We start from the raw sequence: 16,915 nt of genomic DNA, 5'->3' as shown, positions 1-16,915 counted from the left end.
GTCTCCTGCGTGCGGGTGCGGGAGCTCAGACGGTGGTGGGCGCGGGGGCCAGCAGCGGGGCCAGCTCGGCGAGGACCTTGCGGACGGCCTCGTGCCCGGCCCGCAGCTGCGCCTCGGCGGTGGAGGCGCCCAGGTGCGGGACGGCGACCACGTTGGGGAGGTCCAACAGCGGTGAGGCGCCCGGCGGTTCGGTGGCGAAGACGTCGAGCGCCGCGCCGGCCAGGGTGCCCGCGCACAGCGCCCGGTACAGGGCGCTCTCGTCGACGATGCCGCCGCGCGCGGTGTTGACCAGGTGCGCGGTGGGTTTCATGAGCCGCAGTTCGCGGGCGCCGATGAGGCCGGTGGTGGTGGGGGTCCTCGGCAGATGGAGCGTCACCACGTCGGCGGCGGCGAGCAGTTCGTCGAGGCCGGTGGCGTGGACGTCGTCGGCGAGGGTGTCCGCGTACGGGTCGTGCACGAGGATCCGCATGTCGAAGGCGGCCAGGCGGCGGGCGACCTCCCGGCCGACGCGGCCGAAGCCGACGATGCCCGCGGTGCGTCCCGACAGCTCGGTCCCGGCGAAGTCGGAGCGGCGCCACTCGCCCGCCCGGAGGGAGCGGCCCGCCTCCTGAAGGTGGCGCACCGAGGCGACGACGAGGCTCACGGTCAGTTCGGCGACGCTCACGGAGTTGGCGTCGGGGGCGTTGACCACGGTGACGCCGAGGGCCCGCGCGGTGGCGGTGTCCACGTTGTCGAGGCCGACGCCCGCGCGGGCCACGACCCGCAGCCGGGTGGCGCGTTCGAGCACCTCGGCGTCTACCCGGGTGCCGCTGCGGACGATCAGGGCGTCCGCCTCGGGCAGCGCGGCGAGCAGGGCCTGGCGGTCACGGCCGTCGATCTGACGGACGTCGCACGCGGCCTTCAGGGGGGCGACGGTGTCGCCGGGCAGTGCGTCACTCACGATCACGATCGGCGTGGGCACGGATCTCTCCTCGAAGAGGCGTCGAAGCCAGGTAAAAACCCGAACATTCGGTTTGTTATGAGGGAAGCGTAACGGTCGGTTTGTTTCAGGGGAAGGGTCCTCACGCCACCGTTTCCTGTGGCCCGCGTCACGGTCCGGACCAGATGACGGAGGGGCGGAACACGGAGGACCGGGAGGCCGGGGGAGCGCGAGGCCGGGACCGAAGGGCCGGCCGTCCCGCGGGCCGGTGCCGATCGGCGGGCACCGGTCCGCGGGGCCCGGGGGCCGCGGCGCGGGGCGGGGGAGTGCCGGTGGGTCAGGGGAGGTGCGCGCGGTACCAGTCGGCGTGCGCGGCGAGCCCCTCGGCGAGGCCGGTCAGCGGCGGGTGGGAGCCCAGCGTGCGCAGCCGGGTGCCGTCGAACCAGTGGTCGACCCCGAACAGGTCGAGGAGATGGGGGTCGCACCCGGCGGCGAGCAGCTCCTCGCGGGCCCGCTCGAACGGCTGGTCGCCCCGCACCAGCGGGAGTCCCAGCTCCCGGTGGGCGGTCGCGACCAGCTCGCGCAGGGTCACCGGCCGCTCGGGACAGGCGTGGAAGACCCCGGCGGCCCGCCGCGGCGGCGTGTGCACGGCCGTCCCGACGAGGGCCGCGGCGAGGCTGCCGACCTCGGTGAGCGACAGCCGCGCCGACCCCCGCTCGGGCAGCCCGGAGGGCAGGGCGCGCAGCATCCGCGCCAGGGCCGGCATCACCCACCGGTCGCCCGCGCCGTAGACCAGGTACGGACGCAGCACCGCGCCGCCCGCCGCCAGCACCGGCTCTTCCCCGGCCAGCCTGCTGCGGCTGGTCGAGGAGACGGGACGAGGCTCCTCCGCGCCCTCGGCCGTCCGCACGAAGGGCCCGTTGCCGTAGACCGCGGCCGTGCCGAGCCGCACGAACCCGGTCACGCCCGCCCGGCGGGCCTCGGCGACCAGCCGGTGGGTGCCCTCGACGTTCACGGCCTGGCACCGCTCCTCGTCCTTGCCGACGTAGGAAGCGAGGTGCAGGACGCGGTCCACGCCCTGGCAGAGGCCGCGCACGCTCGACGGGTCGGTGAGGTCGCCGTCCACGACCTCCACGTCCGGCCCGCGCTCGGTGGGCCGCCGGTGGGCGAGCACCCGGACCCGGACGCCCGCCGCCCGCAGCAGCGGGAGGACCGCGCCGCCGACGAACCCGGCCCCGCCGGTGACGAGGACGTGCGGGCGGTTCACCCGCCGCTCCCGGCGGCCGGCGCGCGGTGCGTGTCGAGGACGCAGGTGTAGGCGACGCTGCCGTCCTGCTCGGCCGTCACGCGTATCTGCCGGCCTCCGTCGGCCGCGGTCACCGGGCGGGCCCTGACCAGAACGGGGGAGTCCAGTTCCACATAGCGGAGGAATCGATTCTGCATCGCGCGGACCAGGACAGGACCGGGCCCCGAAAGCCGCTGGGCCGCCTGCCGCGCGGCCTCAAGGAGCAGCATCCCGGGCACATGGTCGGTGGGGTGGTCGAAGAGCGTGGGGTGGGACCAGTTGATCCGCAGCGGCCAGGCGCCCTCGCCGGGCTCCGCGAGGCTCGCGGCGGGCGGGCCGAGCACCACGTCGGCCTCGACGGCGCGTCCCACCTCGCGCGGAGGCAGCGGCGCGGGCTGCTCGGGCAGCGCCTCGGGCACCTCGGCGTGCGCGCCGCGCAGCCGCCGGTAGACCGACGGGCGCAGGCAGTTGAGCGTCATCCGGGCCCGGCCGAGCCGGACGGCGCCCCGGGTGATCTGGACGTTCATCGTCATCCCGGTGAGCCGGGTGCCCTGGACCGTCACACCGGTGCAGTCGATGCCGAGCACCGCGTCGGCGGGACGGCCGTCGAGCCGCAGCGCGTCCGGTCTGACGTCGAGGTCCAGCTCCGTCATCAGGGTCGGATGGTCGCAGGGCAGGTCGTAGAAGGCGTGGCTGACCAGAGACGACGCCTGACGGACGCTCTCGGCGGCCAGCAGCGGGTCGTGCCAGAGTTCACCGATCGGGCCGTAGAAGGCGTGCCCGCGCGGCCACTGGGCTCCCACCTGGAAACGGTGCTGCCCGAGGCGTATCCAGTCGGTGAGCAAGACTTCTCCGACGGCCCGCCGGTGCACGAGTCCGCGCGGCGCCGTCCGGTCGAAGGACAGCGGGCGTAACCGCTGGTCGGTGGAGGGAGGAGCGGAAGCGGGGGAGGGGGATGGAAGGCTGATGTCGACTGACATGTCACACGGCTCCTGTCTGCGCTTGCCCGAAAGGTGCGACACCAGGGAGGGCCCGGGTGCGGTCGTCCGCCGGTACAGTACCTAACGTACGGTTTGTTTTGGGCCGTCTCACCAGGTTGCTCATGAACCTGCCACGCCCAGGAAACGAGGATTTCACGCAATGGCACGACAGGAACGGGCGATCGAGACACGGCGGAGGCTTCTGGTCGGGGCGGCCGAGGTCTTCGACGAGCGAGGCTACGCCGCCGCGAGCATCAACGAGATCCAGGAGCGCAGCGGCGTCACCAAGGGCGCCATGTACTTCCACTTCGCGTCCAAGGAGGACATCGCGCGCGGGGTGATGGCCGCGCAGACCGAGATCCCGGTCGGGACCCGCACTCACTCCACCTCACCCCTCCAGCAGGTCATCGACCTCACCCATGAACTGGCCCACCACCTTCGCACCAACGTCCTGTTCCGCGCCAGCATCCGGCTCACCGTGGAACGAGGCACCTTCCAGGCCAACGACGCCGATCTGTACGACTGGTGGCTGCGCGCCTTCGGCAGAGACCTGGCGCGCGCCCAGGGCGCGGGCGAACTGCGCGAGGACATGGCGCCCGACGAGGTCGCGGCGACCGTCGTGGGCTCCTTCACCGGCATCCAGATGCTGTCCCACGTGCTCTCCGAACGCCGTGACCTCCATGAGCGACTGACCGGCTGGTGGCGGCAGTTGCTGCCCGGCATCGCGACCCCCGAGGCCGCCGCGCAGGCCCTGCCCGCCGGTTCGCCGGGGCTCGGACTGCCCGCGCGCGTCTGACCCCGCGGGGCCCGGCACCCGGCCCGAGCCGCCCGGTCCCGGCCAACGCGCGCGGAGTGCCGGACACGGCGGCGCCGGGTGCGGGAGAGTGGGAGGCCGCGGTGCGTGGCGGTTCGGCCGGAGGGGGCAGGATGTTCAGAACTCCCGTCAGCGACCTGCGGCTGCGTGTCCTGGAGTGGTTGCGGGACCCCGTCGCGCACTTCCCGCCCCAGCCGGACGGCGACCTCGCCGAGGACGGCGTCACCGCCGACGCCGTCGCCGCCAGGCTCGGCGTGCCGCGCACGGTCGCCGACACCCACCTCGGCCTCCTCGCCGACCTCGGGCTGCTGCGCGCGCGCAGCGTCCGGGGCCGCACCCACTACCGGCGCGACGACATGCGGACGGCCGAGGTGGCTCGCCTGTTCGAAAAAGGCTGGTAGTCGACCCCCGGAACGAGCCACAGGGTCCGGAACGCGCCACAGGGCCCGGAACGCGCCGCGGGACCCCGACGCCGATCGGGGCCCGCCGCGCGCCGCGCTGGCCCCCGCTCCACCCTGGCCGACATGACCCCACCACCGCGGCGGCGTTAACCTGGTGCCCGGCCGCGAGCACCCTCGCGGCGCGGCGGTGGGGCCCGCCGTACCCGAACCGCGGCACCGGTGCCGCCAACGGTCCCTACTTGCGACCCAGCGGCGCCCGCCTGCGCGGGCCCGGCGAGTAGGAGAAGCGTGCCCATGACCTCCCCGGAGACCGAGAGCCCGCGCACCCCGCCCCGCCCGGTCCGGCGGGCCGACTGGCGCGGCCAGGCCCCGATCGTCGCCGTGATCGCCCTAGGCGGCGCGCTCGGCGCCTGCGCCCGCTACGCGATCGCCCTCCACTGGCCCGCGGGACCCGGCGGGTTCCCCTGGGGCACGTTCTGGACGAACGTCGTGGGATGCGCCGCCATCGGCGTCCTCATGGTCCTCATCACCGACGTGTGGGTGGCCCACCGGCTGGTCAGGCCCTTCTTCGGCACCGGCGTCCTCGGCGGGTTCACCACCTTCTCCACCTACGCCGTCGACATCCAGCGACTCGTCGACGGCGGCCACGCCCGCGTCGGCCTCGCCTATCTCGCCGCGACCCTGCTCGCGGCGCTCACCGCGGTCCAGGGCGGGGCGACCCTGGCCCGCCGCGCCCTGAAGTGGAGGCAGTCATGACCAGGCTGACCGGGACCGCGCTGCGCCTGACCGTGTTCATCGGTGAGAACGACGTCTGGCACCACAAGCCCCTCTACTCGGAGATCGTGCACCGCGCCCACGCGGCCGGGCTCGCCGGTGCCAGCGTCTTCCGGGGCGTCGAGGGCTTCGGCGCCTCCTCCCGGATCCACACCTCGCGGCTGCTGTCCCTGAGCGAGGACCTGCCGGTCGCGGTCGTCGTCGTCGACACCGAGGAGCGGATCCGCGCCTTCCTGCCGCAGCTCGACGAACTCGTCCAGGACGGCCTTGTCACCCTCGACGCCTGCGAGGTCGTCCGCTATGTCGGACGCGGCGGCGAACCCGGCTGACGCGCACGAGCCGGCGGAACCACCGCAACCAGAGGGGCCATCGGAACCACCGGGACCAGAGGAACCAGAGGGACCAGAGGAACCACCGGGACCAGAGAGGCCGGACGAAACCGGCGAACCGGACGCGAAGGGTAAGAGGTCGTTGTGAACTGGCTGCTGGTCGTCGCGGGTGCCATGGTGGGCGCCCCGCTGCGCTATCTGACCGACCGCGCGGTGCAGTCCCGGCACGACTCGGTCTTCCCCTGGGGCACCTTCGTCGTCAACGTCGGCGGCTGTCTCGTCCTCGGCGTGCTGACCGGCGCGGCAGCCGCCGGAGCGGCGGATCCGCACCTCCAACTGCTGATCGGGACCGGCCTGTGCGGCGCGCTGACGACGTACTCGACCTTCTCCCACGAGACGCTGAGACTCACCGAGACCGGTGCCGGGTTCTACGCCGCCGCCAACGTCGTCGGGAGCGTGGCGGCGGGCCTCGGCGCGGCTTTTGCGGGGGTGTCGCTCGCTCGGGCGGTGTGGGGGTAAGCAGTCGTTCTCGCTCCGGCGTAGTAACACTGTCTACAGCACTGTCGACCATCTCAGAACTGGATCCCATGAGCGTCATCAACGTCGGTCAGGCCGTCGTCCTCGGAGCCGTCGAGGGGGTGACCGAGTTCCTTCCCGTCTCCTCGACCGGCCATCTGAAGATCACCGAGGGCCTGATGGGCATCCCCGTCGACGACACCGCCGTCGTCGGGTTCTCGGCCGTCATCCAGGTCGGCGCCATCGCCGCCGTGCTCGTGTACTTCTTCAAGGACATCGTGCGGATCGTCTCCGCCTGGGGGCGCGGCCTCGTGGACAAGGAGGAGCGCTACCACCACGACTACAAGTTCGCCTGGTGGGTGATCGCCGCGACGATTCCGATCGTGGTCGTCGGCCTCGCCGCCAAGCCGCTCATCGCGGGACCGCTCGCCTCCCTGTGGGTGGTCGCCGCCTCCCTGATCGTCGGCAGCGGCGTGATGTGGGTGGCCGACCAGCGCGGCCGGCACAAGCGCGGTGAGGACGACACCGGCTTCAAGGACGCCATGCTGGTCGGCAGCTCGCAGATCCTCGCGCTGCTCTTCCCCGGCTTCTCCCGCTCGGGCGCCACCATGTCCACGGCCCTCCTGCTCGACCTGGACCGGGTCGCCGCCACCCGGCTCTCGTTCTTCCTCGGCATCCCGGCCCTCACCGGCGCCGGCATCTACGAGCTGAAGGACGCCCTGGGCACCGGGGTGGGCGCCGCGCCGCTCGCCGCGGGCACGGTCGTCTCCTTCGTGGTGGCGTACGCCTCCATCGCCTGGCTGCTGAAGTACGTCGCCAAACACAACTTCAACGCCTTCGTGATCTACCGGATCATCGTCGGGGTGCTCCTCCTCGGCCTGCTCTCGGTGGGCGCGATCAGCGGCTGACCTGCCGGAACACCGGCGCGGGGCGGACCGTCCCGGTGCGTTAAGGGGCGGGCGGCCCGGTCGCCCGCCCCGCCGACGGCCCGCCGGATCGCTTGTCCCGCCACCCTTGACAGCTCCCGCCCGTCACCCCCAGGATCACCCTCGTGAACCTGTCAGACAGCCAGACAGCCAGTCAGGGCCCTCGGCGCGTCAGCGCCATGGAGGCGGTCCTCGGGCACCTGCGCGCCGCCATCGAACGCGGCGCCTACGCGGTGGGGGACAAGCTCCCCTCGGAGGCCGAGCTGTGCCGGAGCCTCGAAGTCAGCAGGCCCGTGCTGCGCGAGGCGCTGCGGGCCCTGCAGACCATGGGCCTGACCGTCTCCCGGACGGGCAAGGGCACCTTCGTGGTCGCCAACACCGTCGAGGACCCGACCTTCGGCGACTACGCGGCCAGCGACCTCCTGGAGGTGCGCCGGCACGTCGAGATCCCGGTCGCGGGGTACGCGGCCGTCCGCCGCACCCCCGAGGACCTCGACCACCTGGCCCATCTGCTGGAGCGCATGGAGCAGGAGACCGACACCACCTCGTGGGTCGCCCTCGACACGCTCTTCCACCTCGCCGTCGCCCAGGCCGCGCAGAACCCCGTCTTCCGCCGGGTCATCGAGGAGATCCGGGACGCGCTGGCCCGCCAGTCCGCGTTCCTCAACGAACTCGGCGGCCGGCGCGAGCAGTCCAACCACGAGCACCGGGCGATCGTCGAGGCCCTGATGGACGGTTCCGAACCCGACGCCGTCGAAGCCATGGCCCACCATCTCGACCGCGTCGAGACGACCCTCACCGACATCGTGCGCCCCGTGCGCGCGGACAGCAGCCCGGAAGGCGGAACCGACGCGTGAGCGAGCAGTCGATCCAGGAGGAGACGCGCCGAACCGCCGCCCATGTGGACGCGGGGGACGCAGGATACAGCAAGTCCCTCAAGTCCCGGCACGTCAACATGATCGCCATCGGCGGCGCCATCGGCACCGGCCTCTTCCTCGGCGCGGGCGGCCGGCTCGCCGACGCCGGGCCCTCCCTCTTCATCGCCTACGCGGTCTGCGGCCTCTTCGCCTTCCTGGTGGTGCGCGCCCTGGGCGAACTCGTCCTGTACCGGCCCTCGTCCGGCGCGTTCGTCTCCTACGCCCGTGAGTTCCTCGGCGAGAAGGGCGCCTACACCGCCGGCTGGATGTACTTCCTCAACTGGGCCACCACCGGCATCGCCGACATCACCGCCGTCGCCACCTACACCCACTACTGGGGCATGTTCTCCGACATCCCGCAGTGGGTGATCGCGCTGATCGCCCTCGCCGTGGTGCTGACCGTCAACCTCATCTCGGTCAGGTTCTTCGGCGAGCTGGAGTTCTGGTTCGCCATCATCAAGGTCAGCGCCCTGGTGATCTTCATGTGTATCGGGATCTTCCTGCTGGTCACCCAGCACCCGGTCGACGGCAACACCCCCGGCCCGTCCCTGATCACCGACCACGGCGGCGTCTTCCCCAACGGCCTGCTGCCCATGCTGCTGATCATCCAGGGCGTCGTCTTCGCCTACGCCTCCGTCGAACTCGTCGGCGTCGCCGCGGGCGAGACCGAGAACCCCGAGAAGATCATGCCGAAGGCGATCAACTCGATCATGTGGCGGGTGGCCCTCTTCTACGTCGGCTCGGTCGTCCTGCTCTCCATGCTGCTGCCCTGGAACAAGTACACCGCCGGCCAGAGCCCCTTCGTCACCGTGCTCTCCAACATCGGCGTCCCCGCGGCGGGCGGCGTGATGAACCTGGTCGTCCTCACCGCGGCCATGTCCTCCCTCAACTCCGGCCTCTACTCCACCGGCCGCATCCTGCGCTCCATGGCCGTCAACGGCTCCGCGCCCCGCTTCACCGCGAGGATGAGCCGCAGCCAGGTCCCCTACGGCGGCATCCTGCTCACCAGCGGCATCTGCGTCCTCGGCGTCGCCCTCAACTTCGTGGTCCCCGCCGACGCGTTCGAGATCGTCCTCAACTTCGCCGCCCTCGGCATCCTCGCCACCTGGGGCATGATCATGGTCTGCCACCTGTTCTTCTGGCGGAAGACGCGGGCGGGCGAGCTGACCCGCCCGAGCTACCGGCTGCCCGGCTCCCCCTGGACCGAACTCGTGACGCTGGCCTTCCTGGTCTCCGTCCTGGTCCTCATGTACGCCGACGGAGGCGCGGGCCGCACCACCGTGCTGTGCCTGCCGCTGATCGTCGCCGCCCTGGTCGCCGGATGGTTCGGCATCCGCGGCCGCACCGCACCCACGTCCACCACCGGAACCGACGCGTGACCCACGCGCCGTTCCCCGAGAGGCAGTGATGTACAGCAGCAACGTCGCGGACGCACCCCAGATCCGCGAGCCCCTGCACGCCCCCGTCGCCCACCTGATCCGCGACGGGGTCGTCGAGGGCGTCCACCACGGCTCCGTCGTCGTCCTCGACGCCGAAGGACAGGTCAGGCTCCAGATCGGCGACATCGAGGCCGCGTTCTATCCGCGCTCGGCGCTCAAGCCGGTCCAGGCCGTCGCGATGGTCCGCGCCGGACTCCCGCTCGACGGCGAACTCCTCTCCCTCGCCGCGGCCAGCCACTCGGGCGAGGAACGCCACCTGGCCGGCGCCCGCCGCATCCTCGCCCTCGCCGAACTCACCGAGGACCGGCTGCGCAACGTCCCCGACCTGCCGTTCGGCACCGCGGTCCGGGACACCTGGATCCGCGAGGGCCGCGCGCCCTCCCGGCTCGCGCAGAACTGCTCGGGCAAACACGCGGCCATGCTCTACACCTGCGCGCTCAACGGCTGGTCCCTCGACGACTACCTCGACCCCGGCCACCCCCTCCAGCAGGCCATCGCCGAGATCGTCGAGGACCTCACCGGACAGCGGATCGCCCGCGTCACCGTCGACGGCTGCGGCGCACCCCTGTTCTCCGTCTCCCTGGGCGGGCTGGCCCGCGCCGCCGCCCGCGTCACCACCGCCGCGCCCGGCACCCCCGAGGCACGCGTCGCCGACGCCATGCGCGCCTACCCGGAGATGGCCTCGGGCGCCGGACGGGACGTCGCCGCGCTGATGGGCGCCGTGCCGGGACTGCTCGCCAAGGACGGGTTCGAGGGCGTGGAGATCGCCGCGCTGCCCGACGGCCGGGCCGTCGCCGTCAAGATCTCCGACGGGGCGGACCGGGCACGCGTCCCGGTCACCGCGGCGGCGCTCGTCAGGGCCGGGGTCGACCCCTCGGCACTGACCCCCTTCGCCGGGGAGGCGCTGCTCGGCGGTGGGAAGCCGGTGGGCGCGGTGCGGGTGGTGCGGGCGCTCGACCCGGTCACGGGGCCCTCTCCCGTGTGACGCCCGCGGTCGTCCGGGAGCGGGAGCGGGAGCGGGCGCGGGCCGGCTGTGGCCGGTCGCGCCGTTCCCCGCGCTCCGGAAAGACAGCTCCCCGCGCTCCGGAAAGACAGCTCCCCGCGCCCCGGGAAGACAGTTCCCCGCGCCCCCGAACCAGGCCCCGCCCCCCCGAAGCAAATCGACCCGTCCGGAAGAGGAATACGCACCCCATGACCACCGCCGTCACCCGTCGTGAGCACGATCTGCTCGGGGACCGGGATGTCCCCGCCGACGCCTACTGGGGTGTCCACACCCTGCGGGCCACCGAGAACTTCCCCATCACCGGCACCCCCATCTCCGCCTACCCGCACCTCGTCGACGCCCTCGCCGCCGTCAAGGAGGCCGCCGCCCTCGCCAACGAGGAACTGGGGCTGCTCGACCCGCGCAAGGCCGCCGCCATCGTCGCCGCCTGCCGCGAGATCCGCGCCGGGAAGCTGCACGACCAGTTCGTCGTCGACGTCATCCAGGGCGGCGCAGGCACCTCGACCAACATGAACGCCAACGAGGTCATCGCCAACCGGGCGTTGGAGCTGCTCGGCCACGAGAAGGGGCAGTACGCGCTGCTGCACCCCAACGAGGACGTCAACCTCGGCCAGTCCACCAACGACGTCTACCCGACCGCCGTCAAGATCTCCGCGGTCTTCGCGGTGCACGCCCTGCTCGAAGCCATGTCCGTCCTCCAGGGCTCCTTCGCGCGCAAGGCCGCCGAGTTCCACGACGTGCTCAAGATGGGCCGCACCCAGCTCCAGGACGCCGTCCCCATGACGCTCGGCCAGGAGTTCTCCGCCTACGCCGTCATGATCGACGAGGACCGCAGCCGGCTCGGCGAGGCCGTCGAGCTGATCCACGAGATCAACCTCGGCGCCACCGCCATCGGCACCGGGCTCAACGCCCCCGCCGGGTATGCCGAGGCGGCCCGCCACCACCTCTCCGAGATCACCGGACTGCCCCTGGTCACCGCCGCCAACCTGGTCGAAGCCACCCAGGACTGCGGGGCGTTCGTCCAGATGTCGGGCGTCCTCAAGCGGATCGCCGTCAAGCTCTCCAAGAGCTGCAACGACCTGCGGCTGCTGTCGTCGGGGCCGCGCGCCGGGCTCGGCGAGATCAACCTGCCCCCGGTGCAGGCCGGTTCGAGCATCATGCCCGGCAAGGTCAACCCGGTCATACCCGAGGTCGTCAACCAGGTGGCCTTCGAGGTGATCGGCAACGACGTCACCATCACGATGGCCGCCGAGGCCGGCCAGCTCCAGCTCAACGCCTTCGAACCGATCATCCTGCACTCCCTCTCGGAGAGCCTCACCCACCTCCGCAGCGCCTGCCTCACCCTCGCCGAACGCTGCGTCGACGGCATCACCGCCAACACCGAGGCGCTGCGCGCCAGCGTCGAGAACTCCATCGGCCTGGTCACCGCCCTCAACCCCTACATCGGCTACACGGCGGCCACCGACATCGCCAAGGAAGCCCTCGCCACCGGCCGGGGCGTCGCCGAACTCGTCCTGGAGAAGGGCCTGTTGCCCGCCGACCGGCTCAGCGAACTGCTGCGGCCCGAAGTGGTCGCCGGCACCGGCCCCGCCACCGGCTGACCTGCGGACGCGCACCAGGACCGGCCCGGAGGCACAATAGTGATCATGACGTCTCCGCCGACCTTCGAGCCGGTCCTGGCCCGCATCGCCGAAGAGGTCGCCCGCACCCCCGGCCGCGGCCGGCCCGCCGACTACATCCCCGCGCTCGCCGCCTGCGACCCGCGCAGCTTCGGCATGGCGGTCGCCGAACCCGACGGCACGGTCTACGGCGTCGGGGACTGGCGGGAGCCGTTCTCCACCCAGTCCGTCACCAAGGTCTTCACCCTCGCCCTCGACCTGGCCCGCGAGGGCGACGCCCTGTGGGAGCACGTCGGCAGGGAACCCTCGGGCAACGCCTTCAACTCCCTGATACAGCTGGAGTACGAGAACGGCATCCCGCGCAACCCGTTCATCAACGCGGGCGCCCTCGTCGTCACCGACCGCCTCCAGACCCGTACCGGCGACGCGGCCGGCGAACTGCTCGCCTTCCTGCGCGCCGAGAGCGGCAACCCCGGCCTCGACTTCGATCCCGAGGTGGCCGAGTCCGAGGCCGCGCACGGCGACCGCAACGCCGCCCTCGGCCACTTCATGGCCTCCTACGGCAACATCGACAACCCGGTGCCCGTCCTCCTCGACCAGTACTTCCGGCAGTGCTCGATCCGCGCCTCCTGCGCCGACCTCGCCCTCGCCACCGGCTTCCTGGCCCGGCACGGCCTGCGCGCCGACGGCACCCGGCTGCTCACCCGCAGCCAGGCCAAGCAGGTCAACGCGGTGATGCTGACCTGCGGCACCTACGACGCGGCGGGCGAGTTCGCCTACCGGGTCGGGCTGCCGGGCAAGAGCGGGGTGGGCGGCGGGATCATCGCCGTCGTCCCCGGCCGCTGCACGCTCTGCGTCTGGAGCCCGGGGCTCGACGAACGCGGCAACTCCGTCTCCGGCGTGGCCGCCCTCGACCGGTTCACCACCCTCACCGGACTCTCGGTGTTCTGACCGCCACCGGGGCACGCGCCGGTCACACGCAGGCCCCCGCCCGGAGGGCGACCCGTCGCCTCGCGGTCATCCGGCCTTGGCACGCTTCCCACGTGTTGGCCCTGGGTTTCCCCGTCGATCTCCGCCGCTGCCAGGTGCTGGGCCTGGCCGGCACCGCCTTCCTCGCCCTCGGCGGTGAGACGGCCGGCGCGCTGCCGGTCCGCGAACTGGCGGCCCCCGCGGACGCCCGCGCCGCCCTCGGCCTGGTCGGCGTGTACTTCGGCGTCGTCCTGCTGATCGCGGCCTGGATCCTCCTCGGCCGCCTGGTGCGCGGCAGCCGGCCCCCCACCCCGCGCGCCCTGCTGCTGGTCCTCGCGGTCTGGGCGGCCCCGCTGCTGCTGGCCCCGCCGCTGTTCAGCCGGGACGTGTACAGCTACCTCGCGCAGGGCGCGATGGTCGACGCCCACATCGACGTCTACGCGCACGGCCCCGCCCGGCTCGGCGGACCGCTCGCCGACGAGGTCGCCCCGCTGTGGCGGCACACCGGCGCCCCCTACGGCCCGGTCTTCCTCGTCCTCGCCCGCGGCCTGTCGGGACTGACCCGCGGCGAACTCCCGGCCGGGCTGGTCGGGATGCGGATCGTCGCGCTGCTCGGGGTCGCCCTGATGGCCGCCGCGCTGCCCCGGCTGGCCCGGCACAGCGGCGCCGACCCCGCCGCCGCGCTCTGGCTCGGCGCCCTCAACCCGCTGGTCCTCCTCCACCTGGTCGCGGGCGCCCACAACGACGCGGTCATGCTGGGGCTGCTGGGCGTCGGACTGGTCGCCGCGCTCGGCCGCCCGCCGGTCGTCGGCGCCGTCCTCGTCACGCTCGCCGCGCTGGTCAAGGCGCCCGCCGCGCTCGGGCTCGCCGCCGTCGCCGTCCTCCAGATCAGGGCGGGGCGCGGTCCGCTGCGGGCCACCGCGACGACCGTCGCCGCCGCCGCGGCCACCACGGTCGCCGCGACCGCCGTCGCCGGCACCGGCTACGGCTGGATCGGCGCCCTCGACACCCCCGTCTCCGCCCAGAACTGGGCCCTCACCAGCCTCCTCGGCCGCGCCACCGGCGCCCTCCTCCACCACCTCGGCAGCTCGCTCGCCCCGCTCGCCGTGCCCGCCTGGCATCTGCTCGGCCTCGCCCTCACCGCCGTCCTGCTCACGGCGATCTGGTGGCGGCTGCGGCCCCGCCCGGTGTACGCGCTCGGCCTGAGCCTCGCCGCCGTCGCCGCCTTCGGACCCGCCGTCCGCCCCTGGTACGCGCTCTGGGGCCTGTTCCTGATCGCCGCCGCGGCCCCGACCGCCCCGGTACGGCACCGGATGGCCGCCGTCACCGGGGTGCTCGCCCTGGCCACCCTGCCGAGCGGCGGCCCCGCCGACTCCGGGCAACTGGTCCTCGCGGTCTCCGGGGGCGCGCTCGCCGTGGTCGTCCTGTGGCAGGCCCACCAGGCGGCGCAGGCGCCGGCCCCCGGACACCTCGCGTGAGCGGCACCGACCGGGGCCGCCTGCTGCTCGCCCTCGCCCTCACGGCCGCCGTCGCGGCCTTCACCGCGACCGTGCCGCTGCTGCGCGACTGGTTCGACCTGCGCGTCTACCACGGCGCCGTCGACAGCTGGGTGCACGGTGGCGGCCGGCTCTACGACTACCGGGTGCCGGGCACCGGCTACGGCTTCACCTACCCGCCGTTCGCCGCCGTCTGCATGCTGCCGATGGCCCTGGTCGGCCTGCGCACGGCCGTCGTCCTCGCGCTGCTGCTCAACCTCGCGGCCCTGGCGCTCGTCGCGCACCTCCTGACCGACGGGGCGTGGCGCCGCTACGGCTGGTACGGCGCCGTCCTGGGCGCCTGTCTGCTCGCCCTGTTCGAGCCGCTGCGCGACACCTTCAGCTTCGGGCAGGTCAACGTCCTGCTGCTGGCCCTGGTGCTCGTCGACGCCCGGCTGCTGAGCACCGGGCGGAACCGCTGGGCGGGCGTCGGGATCGGGCTCGCGGCGGCCGTGAAGCTCACCCCGGCCGTCTTCATCGGGCTGCTCCTACTGACGGGAGAGCGCCGCGCCGCCGCCCGTGCGACGGCCGTGACGGCGGCGGCCACCGCCCTCGCCCTCCTGGTGGCGCCGGGCGCCTCCCGCTTCTACTGGACCGAGGCGCTCTGGGACACCAGCCGGGTCGGACGCCTGGACTACGTCTCCAACCAGTCCCTCCAGGGCATCCTGGCCCGCCTCGGGGTCCAGGACCGCGCCGTGTGGGCCGGGGCGGTCCTGCTGGTCCTGGCGGTCTGGGCGGTGCGGGTGCGACGGGCGACGGCCGCGGGCGACCCGGCCGCCGCGTTCGCGCTGACCGGCCTGGTCGCCTGCCTGGTCAGCCCCATCACCTGGGTGCACCACCTGGTGTGGCTGCTGCCGTCGTTCGCGGTGCTGCTCAGGGCCGGGCACTCGCGGACGGCGGGCGCCCTGTACGCCGTGCTCTGCACCAGCGTGGTGTGGCTGTGGTTCGACGACGCCTCCGGGGTCGGCGGCTTCCTCGGCGGCAACACGTACACCTGGATCACCCTCGGGCTGCTGCTGTGGCTGCCCGCGGGTCACCGCTCGTCGGGGCGCCGGCCCCTGGCCCGCGTCACCACCGCGACCAGCAGCGCGCCGAGCGCCGCCGCGCCGGAGACCGCGGCCGTCTCCGCCCACCGGGTCCTGGCGGGCGGGGCGGCGGACGCGGCCACCGGACGCGGCTCGGGGCGGACCCGGGGCGTGGGCCGCAGGGCGTCGAGCGAACCGACCGGGTCGACCCGCCCGGCCGCGTCGAACCCCCAGTCGAGCAGCTCGCGGGCCTCGTCGTAGACCGCGTAGCCGCCGCCGGCCTGGGGGTTCATCACCGTGACGACGAGGGTGCGCCCGCCGTGCCGTGCCGCCGCGACCAGGGTGTTGCCCGCGTTGCTCGTGTAGCCGTTCTTGATGCCGATCAGACCGGGATAGGGCGCGACGCCGTCGGCGCCGGTCAGCAGCCGGTTGGTGTTCTGGATCTCGACCGACCAGCCGTCCTCGGGGAAGGTGGCGTCGGCGGTCCCGCAGTAGCGCGCGAAGTCGGCGTTGCGCAGTCCCGCCCGCCCGAACACGGCGAGGTCGTAGGCGGAGGAGACCTGGCCGGGGGTGTCGTACCCGTCAGGGGAGAGGACGTGGGTGTCGCGGGCGCCCAGGGCACGGGCCTTGGCCCGCATCTGCGCGGCGGTGGCGTCCCAGCCGCCGTTGAGCGCGGCCAGCACGTGCACGGCGTCGTTCCCCGAGTTGAGGAAGACGCCCCGCCACAGGTCGGCCACCTGGTAGCTGTGCCCCTCGGAGACGCCGACCAGACTTGATCCCGGCCCGATGTCGGACAGCTCGTCCTCGGTGACCGTGTGGCGCAGACCGCCGGGCAGCACCGGCAGCACGGTGAGCGCGAAGAGGGTCTTGAGGGTGCTCGCCGGGGGGAGCTGGCGGTGCGCGTCGTGGGCGCCGAGCACCTCGCCGGTGCGGGCGTCGGCGACCACCCAGGAGAGCGCGGAGACGTCCGGCACCTGGGGAGCGCCGCGACGCGGTCTGACCTGGACGCCGTCCTCGTACAGCAGCGCCGGCGCCGGGGTCGCGGCCCGCGGCCCGCCGGGCGTATCGGGGCCGGGCTCGGCGGACGCGGTGGCGGGTGCGAACGCCAGCAGACCCGTCACACAGAGCGCGCAGGTCGACGCCATCGCCCGGGAAGAGAATCCGATAGTCATACCGCAAACGTAGGAATGGAGCCGCCGTTCGGCGCGCTGCCCCGGCCGAGAGGAGGTACGCGAGCACCCGGATGCCGCAGCGGGACGGTGATTCGACCCGGCCGAGGTGCGCCCGGAGCGGTTTGCGGGGGATGGGGTGCGGCGGGGGTGCGCCCGGAGCGGCTTGCGGGGGATGGGGTGCGGTGGAGGTGCGCCCGGAGCGGCTTGCGGCGGATGGGGTGGGGCGGAGGTGCGCCCGGAGCGGCTCGCGGGGAACGGTGGCCGCGGGGTGCGGCGGAGGCGGGTCACGGGG

General features: G+C 73.5%; 16 protein-coding genes and 1 pseudogene. 13 read left to right on the top strand and 4 right to left on the bottom strand.

The genetic code is table 11. The features are described from left to right. Positions 1–25 precede the first annotated feature (25 nt). From DDJ31_RS03110 to DDJ31_RS03100, 3 genes are all read right to left on the bottom strand, one after another. Positions 26–961 (bottom strand): hydroxyacid dehydrogenase, encoded by a 936-nt coding sequence (locus DDJ31_RS03110; RefSeq protein WP_164785055.1) that lies wholly within the window; start codon positions 959–961, stop codon positions 26–28. Between the two features lie 295 nt (positions 962–1,256). Next, positions 1,257–2,186, bottom strand: coding sequence for an NAD-dependent epimerase/dehydratase family protein (locus DDJ31_RS03105; RefSeq protein WP_164785056.1), 930 nt, complete (start codon positions 2,184–2,186; stop codon positions 1,257–1,259). Continuing rightward, positions 2,183–3,184, bottom strand: a complete 1,002-nt coding sequence (locus DDJ31_RS03100; protein ID WP_127181834.1) for a ScbA/BarX family gamma-butyrolactone biosynthesis protein — start codon at positions 3,182–3,184, stop codon at positions 2,183–2,185. Before DDJ31_RS03100 ends, DDJ31_RS03105 begins: the two co-directional genes overlap by 4 nt. A gap of 160 nt (positions 3,185–3,344) precedes the next feature. On the opposite strand from DDJ31_RS03100, the gene DDJ31_RS03095 reads away from it, so the two are divergent. The 13 genes from DDJ31_RS03095 to DDJ31_RS39825 all read left to right on the top strand — a co-directional run bounded on the left by DDJ31_RS03095 (position 3,345) and on the right by DDJ31_RS39825 (position 15,712). Further along, positions 3,345–3,980: a ScbR family autoregulator-binding transcription factor gene (locus tag DDJ31_RS03095; protein WP_127181835.1), complete on the top strand. Its 636-nt coding sequence runs from the start codon at positions 3,345–3,347 to the stop codon at positions 3,978–3,980. 131 nt (positions 3,981–4,111) lie between these two features. Beyond that, positions 4,112–4,399: a helix-turn-helix domain-containing protein gene (locus DDJ31_RS03090; RefSeq protein ID WP_127181836.1), complete on the top strand. Its 288-nt coding sequence runs from the start codon at positions 4,112–4,114 to the stop codon at positions 4,397–4,399. 294 nt (positions 4,400–4,693) lie between these two features. Continuing rightward, positions 4,694–5,155, top strand: a complete 462-nt coding sequence (locus tag DDJ31_RS03085) for a fluoride efflux transporter FluC (RefSeq protein ID WP_127181837.1) — start codon at positions 4,694–4,696, stop codon at positions 5,153–5,155. Continuing rightward, a complete protein-coding gene (locus tag DDJ31_RS03080) occupies positions 5,152–5,502 on the top strand; it encodes a DUF190 domain-containing protein (RefSeq protein WP_127181838.1) in 351 nt (116 codons plus the stop codon). The genes DDJ31_RS03085 and DDJ31_RS03080 overlap by 4 nt, the downstream gene beginning before the upstream one ends. Positions 5,503–5,646: 144 nt before the next feature. Next, positions 5,647–6,021 (top strand): fluoride efflux transporter CrcB, encoded by a 375-nt coding sequence (crcB, locus tag DDJ31_RS03075; RefSeq protein WP_127181839.1) that lies wholly within the window; start codon positions 5,647–5,649, stop codon positions 6,019–6,021. Positions 6,022–6,089: 68 nt separating this feature from the next. Then, positions 6,090–6,926 carry an undecaprenyl-diphosphate phosphatase gene (locus DDJ31_RS03070; RefSeq protein WP_127181840.1) on the top strand — a complete coding sequence of 279 codons (837 nt, stop codon included), beginning with the start codon at positions 6,090–6,092 and terminating at the stop codon, positions 6,924–6,926. Between the two features lie 197 nt (positions 6,927–7,123). Continuing rightward, complete coding sequence (locus DDJ31_RS03065) at positions 7,124–7,801, top strand: FadR/GntR family transcriptional regulator (protein ID WP_127182982.1); 678 nt, start codon at positions 7,124–7,126, stop codon at positions 7,799–7,801. Next, positions 7,798–9,240, top strand: coding sequence for an amino acid permease (locus tag DDJ31_RS03060; RefSeq protein ID WP_127181841.1), 1,443 nt, complete (start codon positions 7,798–7,800; stop codon positions 9,238–9,240). Before DDJ31_RS03065 ends, DDJ31_RS03060 begins: the two co-directional genes overlap by 4 nt. A gap of 28 nt (positions 9,241–9,268) precedes the next feature. Beyond that, positions 9,269–10,285: an asparaginase gene (locus DDJ31_RS03055; protein ID WP_127181842.1), complete on the top strand. Its 1,017-nt coding sequence runs from the start codon at positions 9,269–9,271 to the stop codon at positions 10,283–10,285. A gap of 206 nt (positions 10,286–10,491) precedes the next feature. After that, the gene (gene aspA, locus DDJ31_RS03050) at positions 10,492–11,904 is read left to right on the top strand and encodes an aspartate ammonia-lyase (protein WP_127181843.1); all 1,413 of its coding nucleotides are present in this window, start codon (positions 10,492–10,494) and stop codon (positions 11,902–11,904) included. Positions 11,905–11,949: 45 nt separating this feature from the next. Next, complete coding sequence (locus DDJ31_RS03045) at positions 11,950–12,873, top strand: glutaminase (RefSeq protein WP_171480765.1); 924 nt, start codon at positions 11,950–11,952, stop codon at positions 12,871–12,873. 101 nt (positions 12,874–12,974) lie between these two features. Continuing rightward, positions 12,975–14,369, top strand: a complete 1,395-nt coding sequence (gene mptB / locus DDJ31_RS03040) for a polyprenol phosphomannose-dependent alpha 1,6 mannosyltransferase MptB (protein WP_127182983.1) — start codon at positions 12,975–12,977, stop codon at positions 14,367–14,369. Then, a complete protein-coding gene (locus DDJ31_RS39825) occupies positions 14,366–15,712 on the top strand; it encodes a glycosyltransferase 87 family protein (protein WP_127181845.1) in 1,347 nt (448 codons plus the stop codon). Before mptB ends, DDJ31_RS39825 begins: the two co-directional genes overlap by 4 nt. Positions 15,713–15,795: 83 nt before the next feature. Here DDJ31_RS39825 and DDJ31_RS03035 read toward each other — a convergent pair. Continuing rightward, a pseudogene (locus tag DDJ31_RS03035) lies at positions 15,796–16,596 on the bottom strand (D-alanyl-D-alanine carboxypeptidase family protein); the annotation flags it as partial. Positions 16,597–16,915 lie beyond the last annotated feature (319 nt).

The sequence above is a fragment of the Streptomyces griseoviridis genome (assembly GCF_005222485.1).
Lineage (GTDB): Bacteria > Actinomycetota > Actinomycetes > Streptomycetales > Streptomycetaceae > Streptomyces > Streptomyces hintoniae.
The sequence above is the reverse complement of the archived record's forward strand: the minus strand, read 5'-3'. Positions and strand labels throughout refer to the sequence as shown.